Source organism: Rhodococcus sp. 06-221-2, from assembly GCF_002258365.1.
Lineage (GTDB): Bacteria > Actinomycetota > Actinomycetes > Mycobacteriales > Mycobacteriaceae > Rhodococcoides > Rhodococcoides fascians.
Genome location: NZ_NOYJ01000009.1, coordinates 1 through 24,211 on the forward strand (window position 1 = coordinate 1; position 24,211 = coordinate 24,211).

General features: G+C 64.7%; 23 protein-coding genes and 1 pseudogene. 9 read left to right on the forward strand and 15 right to left on the reverse strand.

Translation table 11 applies throughout. The features are described from left to right. The 4 genes and pseudogenes from CH281_RS04735 to CH281_RS04745 form a co-directional block, all read right to left on the reverse strand. Positions 1–135: pseudogene (locus CH281_RS04735) on the reverse strand (acyl-ACP desaturase); the annotation flags it as partial. Between the two features lie 130 nt (positions 136–265). Continuing rightward, entirely contained in the window at positions 266–742 is a 477-nt protein-coding gene (locus CH281_RS04740) for a GtrA family protein (protein ID WP_045841001.1), read from the reverse strand. A gap of 95 nt (positions 743–837) precedes the next feature. Next, on the reverse strand, positions 838–1,005 hold the full coding sequence (locus tag CH281_RS26745; RefSeq protein ID WP_167326956.1) for a hypothetical protein: 168 nt from the start codon (positions 1,003–1,005) through the stop codon (positions 838–840). Positions 1,006–1,088: 83 nt separating this feature from the next. Then, a complete protein-coding gene (locus CH281_RS04745; RefSeq protein WP_094621812.1) occupies positions 1,089–2,474 on the reverse strand; it encodes a maltokinase N-terminal cap-like domain-containing protein in 1,386 nt (461 codons plus the stop codon). 156 nt (positions 2,475–2,630) lie between these two features. Between CH281_RS04745 and CH281_RS04750 the strand changes: the two genes are divergently transcribed. Beyond that, positions 2,631–3,395, forward strand: a complete 765-nt coding sequence (locus CH281_RS04750) for a pirin family protein (RefSeq protein ID WP_094693176.1) — start codon at positions 2,631–2,633, stop codon at positions 3,393–3,395. Between the two features lie 111 nt (positions 3,396–3,506). Next, positions 3,507–3,980: a DUF4190 domain-containing protein gene (locus CH281_RS04755; RefSeq protein WP_230073223.1), complete on the forward strand. Its 474-nt coding sequence runs from the start codon at positions 3,507–3,509 to the stop codon at positions 3,978–3,980. A 16-nt stretch (positions 3,981–3,996) separates the two neighbouring features. On the opposite strand, the gene CH281_RS04760 is transcribed toward CH281_RS04755, so the two are convergent. Genes CH281_RS04760 through CH281_RS04770 form a run of 3 tightly spaced genes read right to left on the reverse strand, consistent with a single transcriptional unit; the run spans position 3,997 to position 7,066 of the window. Then, positions 3,997–5,580: an ABC transporter permease gene (locus tag CH281_RS04760; protein ID WP_230073224.1), complete on the reverse strand. Its 1,584-nt coding sequence runs from the start codon at positions 5,578–5,580 to the stop codon at positions 3,997–3,999. Further along, a complete protein-coding gene (locus CH281_RS04765; RefSeq protein ID WP_094693178.1) occupies positions 5,577–6,455 on the reverse strand; it encodes an ABC transporter ATP-binding protein in 879 nt (292 codons plus the stop codon). Before CH281_RS04765 ends, CH281_RS04760 begins: the two co-directional genes overlap by 4 nt. Further along, complete coding sequence (locus CH281_RS04770) at positions 6,452–7,066, reverse strand: TetR/AcrR family transcriptional regulator (protein ID WP_032375045.1); 615 nt, start codon at positions 7,064–7,066, stop codon at positions 6,452–6,454. Before CH281_RS04770 ends, CH281_RS04765 begins: the two co-directional genes overlap by 4 nt. Before the next feature lie 54 nt (positions 7,067–7,120). On the opposite strand from CH281_RS04770, the gene CH281_RS04775 reads away from it, so the two are divergent. Next, positions 7,121–9,079 carry a M13 family metallopeptidase gene (locus tag CH281_RS04775; RefSeq protein WP_094693180.1) on the forward strand — a complete coding sequence of 653 codons (1,959 nt, stop codon included), beginning with the start codon at positions 7,121–7,123 and terminating at the stop codon, positions 9,077–9,079. Between the two features lie 72 nt (positions 9,080–9,151). After that, the gene (locus tag CH281_RS04780) at positions 9,152–10,462 is read left to right on the forward strand and encodes a cytochrome P450 (RefSeq protein ID WP_027495274.1); all 1,311 of its coding nucleotides are present in this window, start codon (positions 9,152–9,154) and stop codon (positions 10,460–10,462) included. Here CH281_RS04780 and CH281_RS04785 read toward each other — a convergent pair. From CH281_RS04785 to CH281_RS04805, 5 genes are all read right to left on the reverse strand, one after another. Further along, entirely contained in the window at positions 10,440–11,522 is a 1,083-nt protein-coding gene (locus tag CH281_RS04785; RefSeq protein ID WP_094621809.1) for an ABC transporter ATP-binding protein, read from the reverse strand. The two genes, CH281_RS04780 and CH281_RS04785, sit on opposite strands and share 23 nt — an antisense overlap. Further along, positions 11,522–12,847, reverse strand: coding sequence for an ABC transporter substrate-binding protein (locus CH281_RS04790; RefSeq protein ID WP_094693182.1), 1,326 nt, complete (start codon positions 12,845–12,847; stop codon positions 11,522–11,524). The genes CH281_RS04785 and CH281_RS04790 overlap by 1 nt, the downstream gene beginning before the upstream one ends. Positions 12,848–12,875: 28 nt before the next feature. After that, entirely contained in the window at positions 12,876–13,766 is an 891-nt protein-coding gene (locus CH281_RS04795) for a carbohydrate ABC transporter permease (RefSeq protein WP_027495271.1), read from the reverse strand. Then, a complete protein-coding gene (locus CH281_RS04800; protein WP_174557223.1) occupies positions 13,763–14,695 on the reverse strand; it encodes a carbohydrate ABC transporter permease in 933 nt (310 codons plus the stop codon). Before CH281_RS04800 ends, CH281_RS04795 begins: the two co-directional genes overlap by 4 nt. Before the next feature lie 135 nt (positions 14,696–14,830). Further along, the gene (locus tag CH281_RS04805; protein ID WP_032369549.1) at positions 14,831–15,745 is read right to left on the reverse strand and encodes a L,D-transpeptidase; all 915 of its coding nucleotides are present in this window, start codon (positions 15,743–15,745) and stop codon (positions 14,831–14,833) included. Positions 15,746–16,023: 278 nt separating this feature from the next. On the opposite strand from CH281_RS04805, the gene CH281_RS04810 reads away from it, so the two are divergent. The 4 genes from CH281_RS04810 to CH281_RS04825 are packed head-to-tail and all read left to right on the forward strand — an operon-like array spanning position 16,024 to position 19,124. Beyond that, positions 16,024–16,743 carry a glycosyltransferase gene (locus CH281_RS04810; RefSeq protein WP_057474632.1) on the forward strand — a complete coding sequence of 240 codons (720 nt, stop codon included), beginning with the start codon at positions 16,024–16,026 and terminating at the stop codon, positions 16,741–16,743. Further along, a complete protein-coding gene (locus CH281_RS04815) occupies positions 16,740–17,738 on the forward strand; it encodes an acyl-CoA dehydrogenase family protein (protein ID WP_057474453.1) in 999 nt (332 codons plus the stop codon). Before CH281_RS04810 ends, CH281_RS04815 begins: the two co-directional genes overlap by 4 nt. Next, the gene (locus tag CH281_RS04820; RefSeq protein ID WP_179274116.1) at positions 17,732–18,481 is read left to right on the forward strand and encodes a PIG-L deacetylase family protein; all 750 of its coding nucleotides are present in this window, start codon (positions 17,732–17,734) and stop codon (positions 18,479–18,481) included. The genes CH281_RS04815 and CH281_RS04820 overlap by 7 nt, the downstream gene beginning before the upstream one ends. A gap of 13 nt (positions 18,482–18,494) precedes the next feature. Then, the gene (locus CH281_RS04825) at positions 18,495–19,124 is read left to right on the forward strand and encodes a class I SAM-dependent DNA methyltransferase (RefSeq protein WP_032367156.1); all 630 of its coding nucleotides are present in this window, start codon (positions 18,495–18,497) and stop codon (positions 19,122–19,124) included. An 18-nt stretch (positions 19,125–19,142) separates the two neighbouring features. Here CH281_RS04825 and CH281_RS04830 read toward each other — a convergent pair whose 3' ends face one another. Both CH281_RS04830 and CH281_RS04835 read right to left on the reverse strand, forming a co-directional pair. Further along, on the reverse strand, positions 19,143–19,883 hold the full coding sequence (locus tag CH281_RS04830) for a GAF and ANTAR domain-containing protein (protein WP_082519366.1): 741 nt from the start codon (positions 19,881–19,883) through the stop codon (positions 19,143–19,145). A gap of 133 nt (positions 19,884–20,016) precedes the next feature. After that, entirely contained in the window at positions 20,017–21,039 is a 1,023-nt protein-coding gene (locus CH281_RS04835) for a zinc-binding metallopeptidase family protein (protein WP_027495263.1), read from the reverse strand. A 212-nt stretch (positions 21,040–21,251) separates the two neighbouring features. Between CH281_RS04835 and nhaA the strand changes: the two genes are divergently transcribed. Further along, positions 21,252–23,108, forward strand: a complete 1,857-nt coding sequence (gene nhaA / locus CH281_RS04840) for a Na+/H+ antiporter NhaA (protein WP_094693184.1) — start codon at positions 21,252–21,254, stop codon at positions 23,106–23,108. Between the two features lie 17 nt (positions 23,109–23,125). Here nhaA and CH281_RS04845 read toward each other — a convergent pair whose 3' ends face one another. Beyond that, complete coding sequence (locus CH281_RS04845; protein WP_094693186.1) at positions 23,126–24,211, reverse strand: DNA polymerase domain-containing protein; 1,086 nt, start codon at positions 24,209–24,211, stop codon at positions 23,126–23,128.

Here is a 24,211-nt window from a genome sequence, read left to right on the forward strand (position 1 = left end):
GTTGCGGCCTTCGTCCCACGGCACGTAGTCGTGGGGATGCCATTCGCGCGCCATCGAAATGTGACGGTTCACGTTGTCCTCGGCAGTGGGCACCAGCTCCTGCAGAAGCTCGAGCTGTGTCAGATCCCTGGCCATTCGACATGCCTCCTCGCATTGACGTCAGCTCACGAGCCTAGGTCTATACGGGCGACGATCACGAAGCCTCGCCGAAACTCTGTTACAGGTAGCAACCGCTCTTCGAGACCGGTCGTGCTCTGTCACAGCATCACGAATGAGCCGCTTCCATCCCGGGGAGGCTCGGCGAACGGAATACCCATCCGCGAAGAGCGAGGAATCGAGCGGCACCGACCAGACCGCTGACGGCGATCACAGCCAGAACTTGCACGTACGTGGCGGCGGCGGGAACAAGGAGGTGGACTGCGGCCAGCGCGGCGGTACTCAGACCCAGCCCGATCAGGGCGAGTCCTCCCGCTTCCCACTGGGTCTGGAACCAGCCGACGCGGTCGGCGGCGTGGAAGGTGTGGCGACGGTGCAACTCATTGGCGAGAACGGTGCTCGCCGACGCTCCCGCCAGATTGGCGGGGAAAGACCCGAACGACGCGAGAGCGACGAACAGCAGTGCATAGACGCCGTTGCTCGATACCCCGACGATCACGAAACGAGCGAACTGGGCCGGCACAGTCTCACCGAACAGGCGCGCCCTGCAGTCGGGCTCCGTAGGCGCTGACAGTGCTGTGCTCACGAGGTCTCCAGTTGTAGAACCGGAAGCGTCGACCGACGCTTCGAATCGATACAACTCCGCGTCTGCGCGAATCGGTGCCAGAGGTGACCGAGGTCTCAGACCTTCGAGGAACTTTCTTCCCGTTCACGCTTCTTGCGACCGAGGTCGATGTTCAGCTTGTCGGGCTTGATCGACGCGACGAACAACACCGCGACGAGCACGACCACCACGACGATGGTGATGACTACCACCGCGATGCCGAAAATTGCCAAAATACCGTTCATGTCCTGCCTCCCGTGTCAGGCAATACGGTACTTGTCGTAGACGGGCCGGTCCACGCCCGCCCCTACAGCCCGTTTCCCGGCAGTCAGCTGACCAACCGTTCGACCGCGCGCATCGGCAGAGACAGCCAGGTCGGTCGATTGCGCGCTTCGTACAGAACCTCGTAGACCGCTTTGTCCAATTCGTACGCGCGCAGCAGATCGGCTTCGTCGCGTGGATCGTGGCCGGCCACCGACGCGTACCCGTCGAAGAAGGCCGTGATGCTCCGCGCAGCCCACTGCTCGGCGCGTTCCCGTAGAGCCGGGTCCTCCGGCAGGTCGACGAGGAGGTGGTTGGCGGCATAGTCGAACGACCGCAGCATTCCCGCGACGTCGCGCAAAGCACTGTCCATTTGTCTGCGCTCGTCCAGCGTCTTGGCCGGCTCTCCCTCGAAATCGATGAGCAGCCACCGTTCGGGGGTCCCCAATACCTGCCCCAGATGCAGATCGCCGTGAATGCGTTGGACGGTGGTACTGGTCGACGTCTCTGCCCGTGAGATCAGGGCCGTCGCGGCGGGGATGTACTGGGCGATCTCCGGAACCACTCGCGCTACTCCGGAGATGCGCTCGAGGATCTCTTCGACGGCCGTCGATTCCACGGAACGTTCGGCGGTACCCAAAACCGAAGCGAGGTCGTGGTGTACCTGCGCGACGGCAGCGCCGAGTCGATACGCGTGGGGAGCGAAATCGGCGGACAAATCCTCGATCGGTGTGGCGGGGGAATCGAACACCTCGCGCACGCTGGCCAGCGCAGTGGTCCATCCCTCGGCAGAATTCGCGGCGAAGTCCTGGATCATCCCCAGTGTGGTCGTCTCACCGCCGACCTGCGCTTCGAGCCACCCTCGCAGCGGTGCCACGTTGACGCTGCCGGCCTCGGCCAGCGCACGGTGCAACTCGACGTCCGGACTGATTCCGGGCGGTACCTGACGAAACAGCTTGAGCAGCAGCAGATCACCGAGGATCACCGACGTGTTGGACTGCTCTGCACCCAGAACCCGACCGCGCATGCCCTGCGGCACGCTCGAACCGTCGACGACCTTGAATTCGATACTGCCCGTGGGGTTCTCATCGGAGAACGCGTCACCGTACAGGGCGATGATCTCCGGATCACGTAACCCGTCGAACACTGCCACCTCACCGGGTACCGGCAACAACCACGGGCGTAGTTCCTCGGGCACCTCGGTGCGGAAACCGAGGGGCACCTGATAGGTCTGGGTCACCGACGTGCCGTCTTGGACGAGGTCCACCTCGACGAGCAGGTGCTCGGCGGCGAAATGCGGCTCGTCGTGCAGTACGTCGCGAGCGACGATCCGTACGGCACCCACCGTCGAACCCTTTGCGCCGAACCATCGTTGACCTGGCAACCACGACACCAGTGCGTCCTCGAGCAGGTGTCGAACAGCGTGTGCCGCGCTCGAGCTGGAACCGACCATGAGTATCTCTCGCCGCCTTCGGGGAGTTGCAGAGCGTGTGACCGTGCCGTGTCCGAACCTACCCACTCGGGGCCGCCGTCACACCCCGGCGGCAAAGACACCCGAACGTTATGCAGGTCGTACGCCGGTGCATCGACATGCTCGTACAGTGGGGACATGTCCGCTCCACTGACCGCCCACATCGACGTGCATCGTGCCGGTGATCGACTGAAAACCCGTGTGTCCTGGCTCGACTCGAAGCACTCGTTCTCTTTCGGTCAGCACTACGACCCCGAGAACACCCACCACGGCCTGTTGTTGGTGAACAACGACGACATCGTCACTGCCGGGCAGGGATTCGCAACGCATCCGCACCGCGACACGGAGATCATCACGTGGGTGGTGCAGGGCTCTCTGGTGCATCAGGATTCGATCGGGCACTCCGGCATCATCTATCCCGGACTGGCGCAACGGATGAGTGCGGGCAAAGGCATCATGCACTCGGAGAAGAACGACTCCTGGAGTATCGACGGCAATCGGCACACCGAACCCGTCCGCTTCGTACAGATGTGGGTGATGCCAGACAGTCCCGGCACCGCACCGGGCTACGAGCAACTCGAGATCGACGACGAACTGCTGCGGGGCGGACTCGTCACCGTCGCGTCGGGAATGAACCGACACCGTGGTCAGGCGGCCATCGGCATCGGCCAGAAGTCGGCCGCGTTGCACGCTGCGCGACTGACACCGGATTCGACCGTGACCGTTCCCGACGCACCGTTCGTGCATGTGTTCGTGGTCCGCGGCACCGTCTCGATGGAGGGTGTCGGAGAACTGTACGAGGGTGACGCGGTACGCATGAGTTCCACTGGCGGACAGCGAATTACGGCCTCGGAACCAGCCGAGATCCTGATCTGGGAGATGCACTCGCGACTGGGCGGCTGACAGGAACGCTCGATGACAAGTTGATCACGGGGGCACGTGGCGTCTGCGCGCACGACTGAGATCTGCATACACTCCGAGCGTTCACGATCGCCGATCACGGAGGTATCAGACGTGTCGAATGACTATCCCCCGCCCGGAAACTATCCTTCACCCGGCGAGTACCCCCAGCAGGGCGGATATCAGCAGGGTGGATACGAGCAACAGCCGGTAGCGCCGAAGAACACCATCGGCACAGTGGCTCTGGTTCTCGCGATTCTCGGCGTGTTGTTCTCCTGGACGATCGTCGGCGGCATTGTTCTCGGCCTGATCGCGATCGTCCTCGGCTTCATCGGTCGGTCGAGGTACAAGAAGCGCGTCGCCACCAACGGCACCGTGTCTCTCATCGCGATCATCCTCGGTTTCGTGGCGGCGGCTTTGTCGATCGTTCTCGTCGTCGTCGGCGTCGGCCTGTTCAACGCAGTCGGTGGACAGGACTTCACCGACTGCATGACCAACGCAGGCAGCGATACTGCAGCGCAACAGCAATGCGCCGACGAATTCAAGCAGAACGTCGAGAACCAGTACGACGACTCGACACCGAACTGAGTCGCGGCCGACTCATTCAGCCGCGGACGTCCCGTCGACGCAGCGCGATGCTTCCGGCACCGCCTGCGGCGGCGGCGACAGCGACGAGCCACAGCAAGGGCACCACCGAGAACTCCCCACCTGGCAGCTTGGGCAGGTGGGTGAACGGCGAGATGTCTTGCAACCATTGGGGCAGCCCAACTACCGCCCCGATCTGCCCTAGGGCAACGAAGCCGCCGAGGACGGCCCACACGACGGTTGCGAATCGAGGGACAGCGCCGAACAATGCCACGCCGATGGCCGTCACCACCCACACGGCCGGGAGCTGAGCCAGAGCGCCGACCACGGCGGACGGCAGTTCGCGCGACATGTCGCCGGTTGCCGACCCGTACGTCAGCCCGATGGTGAGGCCGACGACCAGCAGTAGCCACACCGGGCCGAGGACGGCGAAGAGTAGATACCCCGCCGCCCACCGACGGCGCGAGATACCGGTGGCCAGCACGATCTCGGCCAGACCCGACTCTTCCTCGCTGAGCAGACGTAGCACGGCCGACGCGGAATAGGCCGCCACCATGATGCCGACCATGCTCAGCACGACGGCGATGAACGACTGTTCGATCGTGGTGCCGCCGAACTTGCCCAGTGCGTCGCTGATGGCGGCGCTGCTGCCGAGTTGATCGCCGATGCCGTCCGTGGACGATCCGATCGCGATACCGAACAGGGCGAGGCCGACGGTCCAGACGACGGTGGTTCCGCGCGAGAGTCGCCACGCGAGGGCGACGGGACCGGACAGCGACGGAACGGCAGCCACCCGGCCGCGGCGTTCGGCCCGCAGACCACTGCCGAGATCGCGTCGATTCGCTGCCACGAACGCTGCGGCGACGAACGCCGTAGCGGTCGCGAGCGACAACAACAGCGGCCACCACCGTTCGTCGGCGAACGGTCGCACCTGTGCCGACCACCCGATCGGCGAGAACCACGACAGGGTTCCCGAACCGATGTCGCCGATCGCTCTGAGAACGAACGCTGCGGCCAACACGCCGAGGGCATATCCGCGAGCCGCGCGAGCCCCGGACGCCACCTGTGCTGCCAGCCCCGCGCAGCCGACGAACACCGCACCGACGACGACGATCGAGCCACCGAACGCGACGCTCCCGGCCACCGGCAGACCGAATGCCCACAGCGAGACGAACGACAGCATTCCCGTCGCCATCACACCGCCGCCCGCCAGGAGCACGGCCGCTGTCAACCCTGCAAATCTGCCCACTGCAGTCGACCCGACCAGCTCGACACGACCCGCGTCCTCCTCACCGCGGGTATGCCGAACGACGGTGAGGATCGCCGCCAACGGAACGAGGGTCAGCATCAGTCCAGCGCGCCACGACACCAGGGCACCGAGGTCGCTACCGAAGATCGGCCCTACGAGAGCCGCTTGCGCCGGCACTGCCTCGGTGCCGAGATAGAACGTTCGACGGTCTGCCGCCGTCGGATACAGCCCCTCGAAGCTGACCGCGTACAGCAGCGGGAGCGCTCCGAGCAGAACGACCCAGATCGGCAACACGAGTCGGTCGCGGCGTAGATACAACCGCAGCAACGCCGCTGTGCCGCTCAGACTGTTCATGCGTAGTACCTCAGGAACAGCTCTTCGAGAGTCGGCGCGGAGCTGATCATGCTCTGCACGCCTGCGTCGGCCAGGACGTGCATCACCGCAGCGAGCGCCTCGTTCTCCACCGTGCAGGTAATCGTGGACCCGTCCACGGTCACCCCACTGACCCCGGAGAGCCTGTCGAGATCGCCGGGTGCTCGATCCACAGTCATGGTCATCGTCGTGCGGGTGAGGTGCCGCATCGACGCCAGGGTCCCGGTGTCCACCGTGCGCCCGTCCCGGACGATGGTGACCGAACTGCACAACGCATCCACCTCGGACAGGATGTGCGAGGACAGCAGCACCGTGACTCCGCGTCGCGCAGCATCTTTCACGCATTCGGCGAACTGCTGCTCCATCAGGGGATCGAGACCGGAAGTGGGCTCGTCGAGGAGCAGCAGCTCCACGTTCGATGCCAGGGCCGAGATCAGAGCGACCTTCTGGCGATTGCCCTTCGAATAGGTGCGACTCCGCTTTCCTGGGTCGAGGGAGAACCGTTCGATCAGCTCGGCCCGGCGGCCGGAATCGATACCGCCGCGCATCCTGGCGAGCAGATCGATCACCTCCCCGCCGGTCAACGACGGCCACAGCGTCACATCTCCGGGAACGTAGGCCAGCCGTCGATGCAGTGCGACGCCGTCGGCCCACGGATCACCGCCGAGCAACCGGACCGTCCCCGACGTCGCGCGCACGAGACCGAGCAGCACGCGGATCGTGGTGGATTTACCCGACCCGTTGGGGCCGAGAAAGCCGTGCACATCACCGGTCTCGACGTGCAGGTTCAGGCCGTCGAGGGCCCGGACCGAACCGAACGTCTTCACCAGATCGTCGACTGCGATGGCGTCGGTCATTGCTCGGCCTCCAGATAGGTGTCCAAGATTCGGGAATCGGTGAACAATCCATCGGTGTACAGCTCGAGTGCCGGCAACATGACCTCGTCACCGAGCGCGCTGAGAGCCGCACGGAAATCGACGTCCGGGCCGGCCATCTGCACGTACAACAGCAGACCGCCCACGTTCTGGCGCGTCAGGAACCGGGCGCGCGCCGCGGGGTCGCGGCTGGGTGTGAATCGGCCGTCGCGCACTCCGTCGTCGAGGTACCGGACCGCGTCGTCGACCATGTGCTCGAACAACTCTCGGGCCAGCGCTCCGCCCGAGGAGAAGCTCCGCACGATGTAGGCGACGAGCGGTGCGTACTCGTCGATGCGAGCAAGCTGTTCCATCACCCCGGTAGGACCGGCCGAGGCGGCCTTCGATTCGCGGATCGTGCGCAGGACGTACTCGTCGCACGCTGCCCGAAGTCCGTCCTTGGACCCGAAGTGGTGGTTGAGCAGCCCGGGTGAGACGCCGGCGGCGCCGGCGATGGACCGCACACCGGCGGTGAAACCCTGCACGCCGAAGACGTCGATCGCGGTGTCGCGGATACGCGCGCGAGTGGTCAGATCCTCCGATGCTGAACGCATGTACAGCACATTAAACACCCGTTCAATCGAGCGCAAGAGTGTAAAGATGGATACATGACTTCAGTAGTGAACTCGGGCATCGATCTCAGCTACCAGGACGAGAACACACGCGCGCAGGACGACCTCTTCGTGCACGTCAACGGCAAATGGCTGGAGGACTACAGCATTCCCGCCGACCGCGCCGTCGACGGTGCGTTCCGGACGTTGTACGACCGCGCCGAGGTCGATGTACAGACCATCATCGAAGAATCGGCGGCCGCGAATCCGCCCGCCGGTAGCGACGCACAGAAGATCGGCGACCTGTTCTCGAGCTTCATGGACGCCGACCGGGCCGAACAGCTCGGCACCACCCCGATCGCCGACGAGCTCGCCGCCGTTGCCGATGCGACCGACTTGGTCACGCTCGCAGGCGTTCTCGGCTCTCTGCAACGCACCGGAGTCGGCGGCGGTATCGCTCACTACGTCGACACCGACGCCAAGCGATCCGACCGCTACCTGGTGCACTTCAGCCAGTCCGGAATCGGCTTGCCCGACGAGTCGTACTACCGCCAGGACGAATACGCCGACATCCGCACGAGCTACATCGCGCACATCGCGAAGATGTTCGCGCTCAGCGGCGTCGAGTACGACGCGCAGACGGTGTTCGATCTCGAGCGAAAGATCGCCGCGGGCCACTGGGACGTCGTCGCCCGGCGCGACGCCGAGAAGAGCTACAACCTCGTCCAGTTCGACACTCTGGTGCAGAACGAGCCCGGATTCAATTGGACTGCATGGATTTCCGGCCTCGGTGGCACCACCGAACAGTTCGCCGAGATCGTCGTGCGCCAGCCACCGTTCGTCAACACGTTCGTGTCCCTATGGACGTCGGAGGACATCGAGACGTGGAAGGCGTGGCTCGCGTGGCGCGTCGTCCATGCCCGGGCCCCGTTCCTGACCAGCGCACTCGTCGACGAGAACTTCGCGTTCTACGGAACGACGCTGACCGGAACCGAGGAGAACCGCGAGCGCTGGAAGCGCGGCGTCTCGCTCGTACAGGACGTCCTCGGCGAGGCCGTCGGCAAGCTCTACGTCGAACGCCACTTCCCGGCGGACTCGAAGGCACGCATGCAGGTGCTCGTCGACAACCTCACCGAGGCCTACCGCCGCAACATCTCCGAGCTGGAATGGATGAGCCCGGAGACGCGCCGCAAGGCCTTGGACAAGCTGGACAAGTTCACTCCCAAGATCGGCTACCCCGACCGCTGGCGCGACTACTCGAGCGTCGACATCACCGCCGACGATCTGCTCGGCAACTACCGCCGCGGTTACGAGGCCGACTATCAGCGTGATCTCGACAAGCTCGGCGGTCCGGTCGATCGCGACGAATGGTTCATGACGCCGCAGACCGTCAACGCGTACTACAACCCCGGGATGAACGAAATCGTCTTTCCCGCAGCAATTCTGCAGCCGCCGTTCTTCGACGCCGAGGCCGACGACGCAGCCAACTACGGCGGAATCGGAGCCGTCATCGGGCACGAGATCGGGCACGGATTCGACGACCAGGGTGCCAAGTACGACGGCGACGGCAACATGGTGGATTGGTGGACCGACAGCGACCGCACCGAATTCGGCAAGCGCACCACTGCCCTGATCGAGCAGTACAACGAATTCGAGCCGAAGGCACTGCCCGGCCACAAGGTCAACGGCGAATTCACCATCGGTGAGAACATCGGCGATCTGGGTGGCCTGTCCATCGCCGTCGCCGCCTACGAGATCTCGCTCGAGGGCAAGGACGCACCGGTGCTCGACGGCCTGACCGGGTTGCAGCGCGTGTTCTTCGGCTGGTCGCAGGTATGGCGCACCAAGGCACGAGACGCCGAAGCGATCCGTCGTCTCGCCGTCGATCCGCACTCGCCGCCGGAGTTCCGGTGCAACGGAGTCGTGCGCAATCTGGACAGTTTTCACGAAGCGTTCGACGTTCAGCCCGGTGATGCGCTGTACTTGGACCCGGGGAAGCGCGTCAAGATCTGGTAGCACGTGAGTGGAACTTCGTAGTCTGCTACGAGAAACCACTCACATAGGGCGGGACAAAGGGGAGGACAGCGGATGAGGGAATTCGTACGGTGGATCGCGGCGCACGGGGTCATCAGGTTCGGGGCCAAGCGTGCTGCGGCCGCCGGTGACCGGCAGGCCATGCTGGTCGCCGATCCGGCGACGCGGGCAAATCCGACGCCGGTGTACGAGGAACTGCGGGCGACGGCACCGCTGGTGAAGACTCGGATCTCCAACATCACCGTGCATCACCGGGTGGCGTTCGCGCTGCTGCGGTCCGACGATTTTCGGGTCACCCAGCTGGGCGGCACGTTGCCGGCACCGCTGAAGTGGGTGGAACGCCACACCCGCTCCGGTGCCCTGCATCCGATCCTCCCGCCGTCCCTGCTGTCGGTCGAGCCGCCCGATCACACCCGCTACCGCAAGCTGGTGTCCTCGGTCTTCACCGCCCGGGCGGTCGCGCAGATGCGAGATCAGGTGCAGGAAACCGCGGACGCGCTACTCGACGAATTGTCCGACGGCAGCCCTGTCGTCGACATCGTCGACAGGTACTGCGCTCGCCTTCCCGTCGCAGTCATCGGCCGCATCCTCGGCGTTCCGGAGAAGGACAATCAGCGCGTCCTCGAATTCGGCGAAATGGCGGCACCCAGCCTCGACATCGGTATCTCGTGGAGCCAGTTCAAGCAGGTGGAGCGTGGCCTCATCGGTTTCGACGCGTGGCTCTCGCAGCACATCGCCGAACTTCGCCTCAACCCCGGCGACGACCTGATGAGCCAACTGATCGCCGCCGAGGACGAGGGCATCGGCCTGAACGACGAAGAGCTCAGGGCTACAGCAGGATTGGTATTGGCGGCCGGGTTCGAGACAACCGTCAATCTGCTCGGCAGCGGCATCCAACTCCTGCTCGATCATCCGGATCAACTGGCTGTGCTGCAACAGGATCCATCGCACTGGCCCACCGCGATCGACGAGATGTTGCGGATGGAATCTCCCGTTCAGCTGACAGCTCGGGCGGCCAAGCACGACGTCGTCGTCGAGGGTGTGCCGATCACGAAGGACTCACTGGTCGTCCTCGTGCTGGCCGGTGCCAACCGCGATCCGCTGGTGTTCGAGGACCCCGACCGGTTCGACGTCACCCGCGACAACGCGGGTAAGCACCTGTCGTTCTCCGGCGGACGCCACTACTGCCTGGGCGCAGCGCTGGCGAAGGCAGAGTCGGAGGTGGGTCTGAAGACGTTGTTCGACAGGTTCCCCCACCTGCGTTCGGCAGGCGAGGGAACCCGTCGCGACACGCGCGTATTGCATGGGTGGGCAACACTTCCGGTGGATCTGGGTGAACCCGTCAGGACAACCGCAGGCCGGTAGCGGAGTCGAAGAAGAACAGTTCGTCGAGCACCGGCTTCAACCGGACGGTCTCGGCGAGGGCGACCGACAGCTTGCGATCCACCCTCACCGAAATACGTCCCGAGGGCGTCGTCCACTGACCGTCGGCGTTGGGCGCCGAGGCGTACACGAACGACTCCGCACCCAATTCCTCGATCAATTCGACGGTGAGCCGGAGTCCACCCGCATGTTCGCCGACGAGCTCCCACGATTCCGGCCGAACCCCGACGACGACGCGGTTGCCCGCCGACGACGGAACAGGGATCCGAACGTCTCCGAGGACCGCAGCGCCCTCGTGCACGGGAGCGTCGACGAGGTTCATGCCGGGAGACCCGATGAACCCGGCGACGAAGGTGTTGACGGGGTTGTCGTACAGCTCCCGCGGTGCGGCGATCTGCTGTAACTTGCCGTCCCGCAACACCGCAACCCGGTCACCCATTGTCATCGCCTCGACCTGATCATGGGTGACGTACACGGTCGTGGTACCCAATCGCTTCTGCAGTCCGGCGATCTGGGCCCTCGTCGACACTCGCAATTTGGCGTCGAGGTTGGATAGCGGCTCGTCCATGCAGAACACCTTGGGTTGACGAACGATTGCTCGCCCCATGGCCACTCGCTGCCGCTGCCCACCGGAGAGCTTGCCGGGCTTGCGACCCAGCAGTGGCTCGAGTTCGAGCATCCTCGCGGCATCCAGAACGCGAGCCGCTGTGTCGACCTTGCTCATTCCCGCGTTTCGCAGTGCGAAGCCCATGTTGTCGCCGACGGTCATGTTGGGGTACAGCGCGTAGTTCTGGAACACCATCGCGACGTCCCTTGCCCGTGGGGCGAGCGAGGTGACGTCCACTCCGCCGATGTCGATGTGGCCGCTCTCGACGGATTCGAGGCCGGCCAACATCCGCAGACTCGTCGACTTTCCACATCCGGACGGTCCCACCAGCACGATGAACTCGCCGTCCGCTATGTCGAGTTCGAGCGTGTCGACTGCGAGAGAGTCCGCGCCCGGGTACCTGTGCGAGACACCCGCATAGTGAACGGTCGCCATTACTTCGGCAGCTTCGGGGTGATCTGGCGGTCGATGATCTGCTGCAATTGGTCCGAGATGGACGCGAATGTCGTTGCGACATCTGCATTCTGCAGAGCGATCTGCTCGAGACCGCTACCGATGATCTTGTCGCCGCCAGGCACGAACACGCGGGCAGCGTCCTGGGATCGGGTACGCGCCAACTGGTCGACGGCTGTCTTCGCGTTCGGGTTGGCCTCGAGGAACGCGATTTCCGACGGGTCCTGCTGCGCCGACTTGCGGACCGGCATGTACCCGGTGTTCTGCGAGAAGTACGCAGTGTTGGCACCGTTGGTCACGAAATCGATGAATTTGAGGGCGTTCACCTTTCGCTCGTCGGAGATCTTGGCCGGGATGGCCAGACCCGCGCCGCCGGTGGGGCATCCGGGCGCACCGTCGGTTGCCGGCAGGAAGGCCGTACCGAACTCGAACGCGGCACCCTTGGTGATGGTGGACAGGTCTCCGGTGGAGGCGATCGTGGATGCGAGGATGCCCGCGGCGAAGTCGTTGGCGATGTCGTTGGAGACCGCCGCGTACTTCTTGGTGTGGATCATGTCCTGCAGGAACTTGCCTGCCGCAATGGTATTGGGGTCGTCGAACTTCAGCTGGAACTGATCGGAGTACGATCCGCCGAACGTCCAGATCGGTCCCTCGAACGTCCACCCGAGATAGTCGACGGCGTTGCCCCAGCCGTGGGCGAGCTTGCCGTTTCCGACGACGGCCTGGATGCGCGGGCCCCACTCGTCGAATTCCTGCCACGTGGCCGGTCCGCGATCGGGCAGGCCGGCTGCCGACCAGACGGCCTTGTTGTAGTAGAACAGCGGAGTGGAGCGAGCGTACGGCAGAGCCCAGTGGCTCCCGTTCCAGTTGTAATCGGCAAGAAGCGAATCCACGTAATCGGACTGGTCGACCCCGGCCGCAGAGAAGTGCTTGTCGAGGGGCTCGATCGCCCCGGTCAGTGCGTAATTGAACCACCAGACATCCGAGAGTACGACGACGTCGGGCACATCGTTGCCCGAGAGCGCCGCGTTGAACTTCTGCGACACCTCCTCGTAGTTCTTGCCGCCGTCGATGAGATTGACCGTCAGACCGGGGTTCTGCGCCTGGAACCGCGAAATCAGCTCCTTCTCGAACTCCTGGGACTTGCCCGGGTGGTTCGACCAGAAGTTGATGGTGTTCGCATCGCCTTCGACACCGCCGCCGCCGGACGAGCCCGATCCGGGACCGCTGCACGCCGCGAGGGCTGCGGCGGCCGCAGCCGCACCGGTGAGCGTGAGGAAGCCACGCCGATTGATGATGTGTGCCATGGTGTTCGACTCCTGATAGTGAGGTGGATCAGCCCTTGACCGCACCGGAGGTGAGGCCCTTGATCATGTGGCGCTGCAGGACGAGGAAGACGAGAAGAATCGGCAGAATGGTGAGCACTGTCGCGGCCATGACCGCTCCCCAGTTGGTGTAGCCCTCACTGTTCTGCAGCAACGTCAGGCCGACCGGGAGCGGAGCAACCGACGAGTCGTCGGACATCAGGAACGGCCAGAGGTATTCGTTCCATTCGGTGACGATGGTGATGATCGCGAACGCCACCATCGTCGGACCCGACAGCGGCAGGATGACGCGGAACATCAACCGCACCGGGCCCGCGCCGTCCATGCGCGCGGCCTCGATGATCTCCGGTGGCAGCGACAGGAAGTGGTTACGCATCAGGAAGGTACCGAATGCAACGCCTGCCAGCGGAATGATGATGCCCTGAAACGAATTTCGCCAACCGAGCTCGGAGATGAGCGAGTAGTTGGAGATGACGGTGATCTGGTTGGGCACCATCAGCGCGGCAATGATGACGAGGAAGACGATGTTCTTGCCCGGAAAGCGCAGGAACACCAGGCCGTACGCACTGAGCACACCGAGGACGAACTTGATCGACGCGACCGCCGTGGTGATGACGATCGAGTTGCGCAGGTACGTGAAGAACGGCACCTCCGTCGTCGCCTCGTTGTAGTTCTGCGGATGAAAACTGCTGGGCCACCACGTGACCGGCTGAACATAGATGTCCGGGCGGTCCTTGAACGAGGTGACCAGAATCCAGAACAGCGGCAGGCCGATCATCAGCAGGACGGCAACCATCGCCGCGTAGCCGAGGACATTCGCGCTGCGACGCGTGCGCTGCGGGTCCCGACCGAGCGAAGGCTTTTCCGGGACTGCAGCATCGGGCTTGCTCACCAAGGTCATCGCTGATCGTCCCGATCCATGATTCGTACCTGTACGAGAGTGACGATCAACAGCACGAGGAACAGGATGGTCGCGACGGTCGCCCCGTAGCCGGCCCGGAAGTTGCGGAACGTTTCCTCGTAGACCTGGTAGACCATCGTGGTGGTTCCGGTGCCCAGTGGGCCACCGCGCGTCATGACATTGATGATGTCGAAGACCTGAAGGGAGTTGAGCAACACCGTGATCGAGAGGAAGAACGTCGTCGGACGCAGCTGCGGCAGAAGCACTTTGCGGAACGTGGTCCAGCGGCCGGCCTGGTCGATCTCGGCCGCTTCCATCAATTCCTTGCGCACACCCTGCAGCGCCGCGAGATAGATGACGAAGGTGTAGCCCAGGTTCTTCCACAAGTAGGTGACGGTGATCATGACCATCGCCCATTTCGGATCCTGATAGAAATCCGGGACCGCACCGAGGCCGAATCTGCGCATCAGGTCCTGGACGAGTCCGAAGTTGGGATCGAAGACGAACTGGAATGCGATACCGATCGCGGCACCGGAGATCACGTACGGCGCGAACACTGCGGAGCGAACGAAGTTGCGGCCCCGCAGTTTACGATCGAGCAGCAGCGCAAGTATCAGACCGAGCACCAGCGAGCCGACGACGGCGGCCACGGTGAACACGACGGTGTTGCCGACGATCTGCCACGTATCGTCGCGGGCGGCCCATTCGCGGTAGTTCTCGAATCCGACGAACGTGGACGTGGGCGAGGACAGGTTCCAGTCGAAGAACGAGAACTGGAAGTTCTCCACCAACGGGCGGTACGTGAAGACCGCCAACAGAACCAGGTTGGGTCCCACGAGAATCAGGAACAGTGCGTAATCGGTCCACGGCCGCGAGAAGAAGCTCTTCTTGCCTGCCGTGGGCAGCACTCGTTCGGTTGTTGCACTCACCGCGAGGACTGTGCTCAGTCGCGGCTAACGAATGGTGAACGCGGCCCCAACTGGTGCCGTCACACAGACCAAATGCTGCGCAGTGGTGTGGTTATGTGCCGCGGAGGGCACATAACCACACCACTGCCACAGGCACTAGCGGTTCCAGTCTCCGAGGCCGTCGGATCCGCTGAGGGTGCCGCCGTCGGTGTTGACGACGATGACGGGGTCACCCTTCTGGGCGTTCTCGAAGAACCACTTGCCGTCTTCGGTGCTGACGTTGAGGCAGCCGTGCGAGGAGTTGGAGTAGCCCTGCTGCGACTCGGACCACGGTGCCGCGTGGACGAAGATGCCGCTGTAGGAGATGCGCGTGGCGTACTCGACGTACGTGCGGTAGCCCTCTTCGGAATCCACCGGCACCCCGTAGGTGGAGGAGTCCATGTACATGTCGCGGAAGCGCTCGCCGACGATGTAGGTGCCGTTCGGGGTTTCGTGGCCGACCTTGCCCATGGAGGTGGGCATCGTGCGAACGACCTCGCCGTTGCGGGTGACGGTGATCTGCTTGGTGTTGTCGTCGGCCGTGGTGATGATCGAGTCGCCGGTGGAGAACTCGGCTTTCGCTCCGCCTGCTTCGACCGTCACCTGGGTGTGCGCCGGGTAGAACTCGTTGGGCAGCCACCGCACCTGCGTGTCGTTGATCCAGTAGAAGTGGCCGTCCACGGACGGGTTCGTGGTAACGCGGATGGCGCGCAGTGCGGCGTCGCGATCTCCGATGGCCTCGTCGAAGCGGATCGCGATGGGTTGCGCCACTCCGACGACCTCGCCGCCGGACGGGCTGATGCTGGGGTCGGCGAAGTTCGCCGGGGCCAGCGGTGCCACCCGTTGCTGTGGGGCGGGTGCGGGTGCCGCCGGGTCCGAGGATCCGGGCAGGCCGGGGATCGACACGTCGGGGCCACCCGGCCACAGCGGAGCCGCCTGGGCAGATCCGAATGCTGCAGAGGCGGCGAGCGCCGTACCTGCGAAAATTGCCCCGATGCGGGCGAACCTGCGAGTGCGAACCTGAGTTGCCATGTGACCCGACCATCCTTCGTACTGCGTCGTGATGCCCAGTAGCAGTGCTGCCGCGGGGCAACGCCCATTAACACATACCACCCGGACTTTTGCTAATCGGATATTGCCGAAAACGACGACGGAATCCACGACGACGAGTAGCTTCCCGCCACCCGAGCCCCTTCTTCGAGCCGTAGGTGTCGATCGTCTGCGAACGGGTATGTCGCATGCAACGTACTCCGTCCAGCCACCGGCGGTTCCGCAACGGGCTCGAGGTCCGGTGTCCGAAAGGGTGGCTCGTGACTGTCGATACCAGCACTCCAGTCCGTCGCATCGTCGTCGTCGTGCCCGCACACGACGAACAGGATCTGCTCGACGCCTGCTTGGATGCTCTGACGAACGCCGCACGTCGCGTCGCCGACGTCGCCCCGGTGACGGTATCCACGACGGTCGTTCTCGACGCGTGCACCGACGGTTCGGCGCGTGTCGCGGCGCGTCACCCGTCCGTCTCGGTCGTGACGGTGGCCCATCGCAACGTGGGAGCCGCGCGGGCGGCCGGATTCGCAGCGGACCTGAACGGCGGTCTGGGCCGCGCCGACACGTGGTACGCCACCACCGACGCCGACTCGACGGTGGGCGAGCAGTGGCTGGTGGGGCATCTGCGGCACGCCGCCGAGGGTGCCAGGGCTGTCGTCGGGACGGTGTCGGTGCGGTTCGAGGACCGCATCGTCGACGACGAAGCACTGCGCTCCTCCTACGACGCTCAGTACGTGAACGAGGCGGGCCATCCCCACGTGCACGGTGCCAATCTGGGTGTTCGGGCGACGGACTACTGGGCGGTCGGCGGGTTCGCGCCGCTCGCCACCGGCGAGGATCACGACCTGGTCCGTCGTCTGGAGCTCGGCGGCACCGTGTGCCGCAGGGTGTGTGACATTCCGGTCGATACTTCGGGCCGCCTGCGCGGCAGAGCACCCGACGGTATGGCCGGCTTCCTTCGTTCTCTGGAGCCTTCTGCATGACCGACACCGGATTCGTCGACACCCCCGATCGCACCACCGATCTCGAGTCGGCGTTACGCGCGCAGTTTCTCGCGTTCGAGGCGGACGGGCGGTTGGATCTGGCTCTCCCCGGCTCGGGAAACACAGACCACCGGTGGCAGTCGCTGGCTGCGCTGGGTCGGCACGACACCGTCCTGGGCCGCTGGGCCGAGGCACACACCGATGCGATCGCGATTCTGCACGAGCTCGACGGCCCGACGCCCGAGCGTGGCCAGATCTGGGGCGTGTGGGCTGCGGAACCCCCGGCTCCGATTCTGGAAGCGGTACGCGGCGATTCGGGGTGGCTCCTGTCCGGGACCAAGCCGTGGTGTTCGGGGGCGTCCGTCTGCACCCACGCACTCGTGACCGCTCGCGTCGACGGCGAGCCGCGATTGTTCGCAGTGGACCTGACTCATCCGGGTGCTGCCCCGGTGCCGAACACGTGGCATGCCGTCGGAATGCGCGAGAGCGACTCGGGCTCGGTGGCATTCGATCGTGTCCCCGCTGTCGTGGTCGGTGGACCGACGGACTACCTGACCCGGCCGGGCTTCTGGCATGGGGCGATCGGAGTGTCGGCCGTCTGGTTCGGTAGCGCCTGCGCGGTGGCCGACACCCTTCATTCGACCGTGCGCTCGCGTCCCGACCCACATCGCGCCGCTCACCTCGGTGCCATCGCATCGGCTCTCGGAGCCGCGTCGAGTGCCCTGACCACCGCGGCAGCCGAGGTCGATGCAGATCCGTTCGACCGCTCCGGCCGCGCTCGGATCCGTGCTCGCATCGTGCGCGCCGTCGTCGAGGATGCCGCCACGCAGTGCATCGACCGCGTCGGGCGAGCGCTCGGTGCCGGCCCGCTGTGCGCAGACGCAGAGCATGCTCGACGCGTCGCCGACCTCACCGTCTATCTGCGACAGAGCCACGCCGAACGCGACCTCGAAGCCCTCGGACACGACATCGCACAGGAAGACAACCCTTGGTAGAGAACGCATTCGACGCCGACGTCGACCTCGGTACCGCCGAATCGGACTGGCTGTCCGCAGATTGGTCGATTCCCGGTCTGCACTGGAGCGATGTCGTCACCATGGTCGTCGTGGCACCCCATCCCGACGACGAAGTACTGGGCGTCGGTGGGTTGCTGTCGATGGCCGCAGCCGCAGGTGTCGACGTACGGGTCGTCGCGGTCACCGACGGCGACGGTTCGCATCCGGGATCTCCGACGGTGTCGGCCGAGGACCTGCGCGCCCTGCGGCCCGTCGAGTCCGAGCGTGCCCTCGCCGAACTGGGCATCGTTCAGCCGCCGACGCGGCTGCAGTTCACCGACGGCGAGGTCGAAAAGCACGAGGACGCTCTGGCCCGCGCGCTGGTACCGCTGCTCGACGCCACTCCGGGTACCTGGTGCCTGACGCCGTGGCGCGGGGACGGCCACCCCGATCACGAAGCCACGGCGCGTGCCTGCCTCACCGCAGCCGCCGTCGTGGGGATACCGGTGGTGGAATATCCGATCTGGATGTGGCACTGGGCAACTCCCGAACACCGGGCGGTGCCGTGGTCACGCAGTCGCCGCATCGACCTGCCCGCGCACGCCGTCGAGGCGAAACGGGCGTCGATCGAGCGTTTCGAATCTCAGATTCGACCGCTGTCCGATCACCCGGCAGATCGCGCAGTGTTGCCACCGCACATCCTGACGCGGTTCCGACGTCCGTTCGAAGTCGTCTTCGCATGAGTAGGCTGTCCGCATGAGCTTGAGTCCGGAATACTTCCGCGATGTGTATGCCGCGCACGAGGATCCGTTCATGCTCGACAGCAAGTGGTACGAGCGTCGCAAGTATGCCCTCACCCTCGCATCGCTGCCCAAGCCGCACTATCGACGCGGCCTCGAACCCGGTTGCTCCATCGGTGTGCTCACCGAACAGCTCGCTGCCCGCTGCGAGCATCTGGTGTCGACAGACGTGGTGCAGAGCGCACTCGATACGGCTCGCGCGCGCGTAGGCGAGAGTGCTGCAGTCGATTTCGCACTGTGGTCCCTCTCCGACGACGTATCTGCGTTGCCGAATCCCCACGAGAAGTTCGATCTGATCGTCGTCAGCGAGGTGGGCTATTACCTCGACGACGACGACCTGGCGGCCGCCATGAGCCGCATCGTCGGGCGGCTGGAGGCCGGAGGCACACTGGTGGCCGCGCATTGGCGTCACGACGTGGACGACTATCCCATCTCGGGCGACCGGGTTCACGAGATCATCGCTGCCACAACCGGACTGGCCGCACTGAGCCGCTATCTGGACGAGGACGTGCGGATCGAGGTGTTCATCGCCACCGATGTTCCCGCCGTATCGGTCGCCAGCACCGACGGACTCGACGTGCGATGAGGCCCGAGGCCCCGGTCGCTATTGGGTGGACTTCGCCGCGTCGTCGACCAACTGCACGGCGAGATCGGCCAGCTTGACGTTGGTGTCCTGAGAGAGCTTGGCCAGCAACGCGAATGCCGCCTGCGAATTGAGATTGTAGCGTTCCATCAGCATGCCCTTGGCCTGCCCGATCAGATCCCGGCTGGTCAGCGCGGCCCTGATCTGCTGTTCTTCCCGGGCGCTGGAGAACGCGATGGCCGCGTGCGCAGCGAACAACGAACCGATGGATTCGGCCTCGGCCGAGAACGCGCCGGTTCGCGTCGAATGCAGGTTGAGTGCGCCGAAGTTGAACCCTTCGACGTAGAGCTGAAAGCAGATCATGCTCTTGACCCCGAGCGCAGACGCTGCATCGGTGAACTGTGGCCAGCGGGTCTCGCTGTCCATGTCGTCGATACGGATGGTCGTCTGTTCGATCGCCGACTCGAGGCAGGGCCCCTCGCCCAGCTGCTCCTGAATCTTGTCGCAGTGCCCGGCAACTTCTCCTGAAAGGGCTGCGCTATGCACGAACTTGCCCTGCATGACCGTCGTGATGGATGCGTACTCGGCATTGGGGACCTGAGCGACCGCGGCCTCGGTGATCATGGCCAGGACGCGATCGGGATCGGAATGCTGACGCCGCAGCTTCTCGGCCACCTCGGCCAGCCGGCGACTCAGCTGGAAGTCGGTAACCCGCGGGATGGCACCCGACGCGTTCAGTGTCTGCTCGCTGATGGTGGTCACCCCGTCCTACTGCTGCACTCTGCCCGCGACTGCACTCTGCCCACTAATGCGCAGGGGGCGTACCCGGTATCGGCGGATGCCGACAACACAGGATACGCCCCTGGGCGCTGAGCTCAACGACCGTGAGCGAGGCTCACAGAGCGCTGGGTGCCACCAGAGAGTGCACGAAGCCGATCTTCTTCACGACGGTCGCCGGCAGCACGAACGGGTACAGGTCCTGGTGACCCATCGATCGGTTGATCTGGTTGAGTGCCCACGACAACGGCAGCCACCAGTCGATGATCTGATCGAAGCCGACCTCGCCGGGCAGCGGGCTCTCGAGGGTGGATCCGGCCGGTGCCATCCCGAAGGCCGCGGCCGTGTCGAGGGTGTCGCGGATGTGCAGGTAGTGGGCGAAGGTCTCGGCCCAGTCCTCGGCGGGGTGCATGGTGGCGTAGGACGAGACGTAGGTGTCCTCCCAGCCCTCCGGTGCACCTTCGCTGTAGTGGCGATCGAGCGCATCCTGGTAGCTCGAATCCGGATCGCCGAACAGTTCCTCGAACGCCGCGCGGTGTTCACCGTCTCCGACCAGCACCATCTGGTAGTAATGGCCGATCTCGTGACGGAAGTGCCCGACCAGCGTGCGGTAGGGCTCCGACATCTCCACGCGGAGCTGCTCGCGGTGCACGTCGTCGCCCTCGGCGAGGTCCAGGGTGATCAGACCGTTGTTGTGACCGGTCATCACCTGCTGGTTGGCGCTGGAGAGCAGATCGAACATCAGACCCGTGGACGCGTCCTCGTCCCGGCCGACGATCGGCAGACCCAGCTCGGTGAGCTCGAGGATGACGCGACGCTTGTTGGTCTCCGCGTCCGCGTAGGCGGCCATGGCGTCCAGGTCGTCGTCGGCCGGGCGAGTCCGCGTCAGCCGGCAGGACAGGCAGAGGTCGTCGGAATCGGATGCGTCGACCAGCCAGTTGCAGCGTGCGGTGTTGAGATTGGCGCACGTCTTCCAGATGGCACCGTCCACCTCGGCCTCGGAGATGCCGTCTTCCTTGTCCGGGAGCACCAGGAGGGCTCTGCTCGGCAGATGGAAGCCGAGTGCGCTCGAGCAGCTCAGACACAGTGAGTTCTCGAACGACAGCTTCTGTCCGCACTTGCGGCAGATGAAATCACGCATGGATGTTCCTTAGTGGCAGGGGTGAGTCGGGCTCGTATTCCCGATTCTCGGCGGACTAATGCCGTTCGCCGAATATGTCGTGCACATCTCTTCGACAACGCTTCCCGGCAAGAGAACCATCCAGGGTACTGACCTGCGTGGAAGTAAAGCGTCGACCGCCGTGTTGGTACAGACTGCTTCACAACACCTCCGAGGAAGGACCCGGGCTGCAGATGGCAGATCAGATCACGCCGACGGACCGGCCGATGGCACGATTCGTCGAACGGATCTCGCGGGCTCGCGGCGAGAAGAACAGTGAAACCTTGGCCGCGGGCTTCCTGCTGGCGGCCACGTTGATCGCCCTGATCTGGGCGAACTCACCACTCGGTGACACCTATCAGTCGTTCTGGCACACCGAACTGTCGATCACCGTGGGTGAGCACGGCATCTCCCTCGACCTCGCCCACTGGGTCAACGACGCGCTGATGGCGCTGTTCTTCTTCGTCGTCGGCCTCGAGGTCAAACGCGAGTTCGCGATGGGTGAGCTCACCGACAGATCGCGCGCAGCGATTCCCATCGTGGCTGCACTCGCCGGTCTGGCCGCACCCGCGCTGCTGTTCCTCGCCTTCAACCCCTCCGGCCCGGCCGCCCAGGCCTGGGGCGTGGTCATCTCCACCGACACCGCGTTCCTGCTCGGTGCCCTTGCGGTACTCGGCCCGAAGAAGGCCGCGCGGCTGCGGATCTTCTTGTTGACGCTGGCCGTGGCCGACGACGTGGGCGCGCTGGCGATCATCGCGTTCTTCTACACCGACGATCTCGACGTGGTTCCGTTGGTGTTGGCGTTCATCGGGCTCGGACTGATCTTCCTGTTGCGTCGGCTCGAAGTGTGGCGCGGTGTCGGGTACTTCGTCGTCGCACTGTTCACGTGGGTCGCGATGTACGAGTCGGGAGTTCACCCCACGCTCGCCGGCGTGATGATCGCACTGATTCTTCCGGTGTACCCGCCGCGTCGCTCCGAGGTGGAACGAGCATCGGACCTCACCCGCGCCTTCCGTCAATCACCGAATCCCGAATACGCGCGAGCCGCGAGACTCGGCCTGGATCAAGCTGTCTCGGTCAACGAGAGACTCATGCGCCTGTACCAGCCGTACACCGCGTTCATCATCGTGCCGATCTTCGCGCTCGCCAATGCCGGGGTGGTGCTCAGCTCGGACACCCTGAAGGCTGCCTCCACGTCGACTCTCACCTGGGGCATCATCGCCGGCCTTGTGCTCGGCAAGCTCATCGGAATCACCGGGGCCTCGGCCATTTTCGCGAAGTTGCGACCCTCGGCTCTGGCTCCCGGACTGACCATGTCGCACATCGCGGGTGGTGCGGCGATGTCCGGAATCGGGTTCACGATCTCGCTGTTCATCATCGACCTCGCGCTCGACGATCCGCTGCTGGCCGACGAGGCCCGCGTCGGCGTGCTGGCGGCCTCGGTCATCGCTGCCCTGCTCGGCTGGATCCTCTTCCGCATCGACGCGAAGATCCACCCGCCGAAAGCCGAAGCGTCGCTGCGCATTCTGCGTCCGGTCAGCGTGAAACGCGATCACATTCGCGGTCCCGTCGACGCTCCGCTGACGATCGTCGAATACGCCGACTTCGAATGCCCCTTCTGCAGCAAGGCAACCGGCAGCGTCGCCGAGGTACGCAAGCACTTCGGCGACGACCTCCGGTACGTCTACCGACACCTGCCGCTGGACGACTACCACCCCCATGCCCGCTACGCCGCGTACGCCAGCGAAGCCGCCGCAGCGCAGGGCAAGTTCTGGGAGATGGCCGACGTGTTGTTCCGCAACAGCGACGCCCTCGAACCCGACGACATCGACGGGTACGCACGCGAACTCGGCCTCGACATGGACAGATTCGAGGACGACATCCGCACCGGTGACTACGTGGTGCGCGTCGAGGACGACGAACTCGACGCCACGTCCTCCGATGTGGGCGGCACTCCGACGTTCTACCTGGGTCGCGGCGACAAGAACCTCACCCGCCACGTGGGGCCGTACGACGCGGCGACGTTGATCCGGGAACTCGAATCCATGTGAGGGTGGGCCGAGCGGATCTAGCTGTCGGTGCGGTTTCCTTCCGCATCCCAGTGCTCGGCGACTTTCTTCGACGGCTGCACTCGGGGTGGCTCGCCGGGCATCTTGGGGTAGTCGGGCGGGAAGTTCAGCTCACCACCCGGCAGTGTTTCCCACAGGTGCAGAAGCGGTTCCAGCGAATACGCCTTCGTGTCCATGTCGGCCCACGGGTCGCCGTCCTGCACCAGTTCCGGCACGGTGACGAGGTTGAAGTCACGCGGATCGGTGACGTCTGCCAACTGCGACCACGTCATCGGCGTACTCACCGTCGCTCCGGGCCGGGCTCGCAGACTCCACGCGCTGGCTATGGTGCGGTCACGGTTGTTCTGGTTGTAATCGATGAAGATGCGTTCTCCGCGTTCTTCTTTCCACCAGTTGGTGGTCACCCCGTCGTCGCGACGTTCGAGTTCTCGGCCCAGGCCGATGGCCGCATGGCGCACCTGCTCGAACGTGTACTCGGGCTCGATGCGCACGTAGATGTGAATGCCCCGATTGCCACTGGTCTTCGGATAGCCGCGTAAGCCCAACTCCTCCAGCAACTCTCGCGTCACATCGGCGACGCGAAGGGCGTCCGCGAACGTCGTCCCCGGCTGCGGATCGAGATCGAGCCGCAGCTCGTCGGGATGGTCGACGTCCGGTCGTCGCACCGGCCACGGATGGAAGGTCAGCGTGCCCATCTGGGCTGCCCACACCAGAGACGCAGTTTCGGAGGGACACAGTTCCTCGGCAGTGCGCTTGCTCGGGAACGCGATCTTCACGGTCTCGATCCACTCGGGCGCACCCTTGGGCAACCGCTTCTGATAGAAACCGTCGCCCTCCTTGTCCTGCGGGCCGAGCGCCAATCGCATGCCCTCGCGGTAGCCGTCGGGCCACCGCTCCATCGCGGTCGGGCGGTCGCCGATCGCCCGCATCAGCGGTTCGCCCACCGCGGCGAAGTACTCGCACACCTGGAGTTTGGTGATCTCCGGGGTGCGTTCGGTCGTTTCGTAGATCACGCGGTCGGGACTCGACACTCGCACTTCGCGCTCCCCCGCCTGCACGAACGCCGGTGGTGTTTTCGCGGCCAT

Excerpts from the sequence above, each read along its gene's own strand:
- nhaA (WP_094693184.1), top strand. The coding sequence starts at position 21,252 with ATGGCAGATCAGATCACGCCGACGGACCGGCCGATGGCACGATTCGTC.
- CH281_RS04795 (WP_027495271.1), bottom strand. The coding sequence starts at position 13,766 with ATGACCTTGGTGAGCAAGCCCGATGCTGCAGTCCCGGAAAAGCCTTCG.
- CH281_RS04760 (WP_230073224.1), bottom strand. The coding sequence starts at position 5,580 with ATGAACAGTCTGAGCGGCACAGCGGCGTTGCTGCGGTTGTATCTACGC.
- CH281_RS04765 (WP_094693178.1), bottom strand. The coding sequence starts at position 6,455 with ATGACCGACGCCATCGCAGTCGACGATCTGGTGAAGACGTTCGGTTCG.
- CH281_RS04750 (WP_094693176.1), top strand. The coding sequence starts at position 2,631 with ATGTCCGCTCCACTGACCGCCCACATCGACGTGCATCGTGCCGGTGAT.
- CH281_RS04785 (WP_094621809.1), bottom strand. The coding sequence starts at position 11,522 with ATGGCGACCGTTCACTATGCGGGTGTCTCGCACAGGTACCCGGGCGCG.
- CH281_RS26745 (WP_167326956.1), bottom strand. The coding sequence starts at position 1,005 with ATGAACGGTATTTTGGCAATTTTCGGCATCGCGGTGGTAGTCATCACC.
- CH281_RS04790 (WP_094693182.1), bottom strand. The coding sequence starts at position 12,847 with ATGGCACACATCATCAATCGGCGTGGCTTCCTCACGCTCACCGGTGCG.
- CH281_RS04845 (WP_094693186.1), bottom strand. The coding sequence starts at position 24,211 with ATGGCCGCGAAAACACCACCGGCGTTCGTGCAGGCGGGGGAGCGCGAA.
- CH281_RS04835 (WP_027495263.1), bottom strand. The coding sequence starts at position 21,039 with ATGCGTGATTTCATCTGCCGCAAGTGCGGACAGAAGCTGTCGTTCGAG.
- CH281_RS04780 (WP_027495274.1), top strand. The coding sequence starts at position 9,152 with ATGAGGGAATTCGTACGGTGGATCGCGGCGCACGGGGTCATCAGGTTC.
- CH281_RS04775 (WP_094693180.1), top strand. The coding sequence starts at position 7,121 with ATGACTTCAGTAGTGAACTCGGGCATCGATCTCAGCTACCAGGACGAG.
- CH281_RS04745 (WP_094621812.1), bottom strand. The coding sequence starts at position 2,474 with ATGGTCGGTTCCAGCTCGAGCGCGGCACACGCTGTTCGACACCTGCTC.
- CH281_RS04815 (WP_057474453.1), top strand. The coding sequence starts at position 16,740 with ATGACCGACACCGGATTCGTCGACACCCCCGATCGCACCACCGATCTC.
- CH281_RS04825 (WP_032367156.1), top strand. The coding sequence starts at position 18,495 with ATGAGCTTGAGTCCGGAATACTTCCGCGATGTGTATGCCGCGCACGAG.
- CH281_RS04805 (WP_032369549.1), bottom strand. The coding sequence starts at position 15,745 with ATGGCAACTCAGGTTCGCACTCGCAGGTTCGCCCGCATCGGGGCAATT.
- CH281_RS04770 (WP_032375045.1), bottom strand. The coding sequence starts at position 7,066 with ATGCGTTCAGCATCGGAGGATCTGACCACTCGCGCGCGTATCCGCGAC.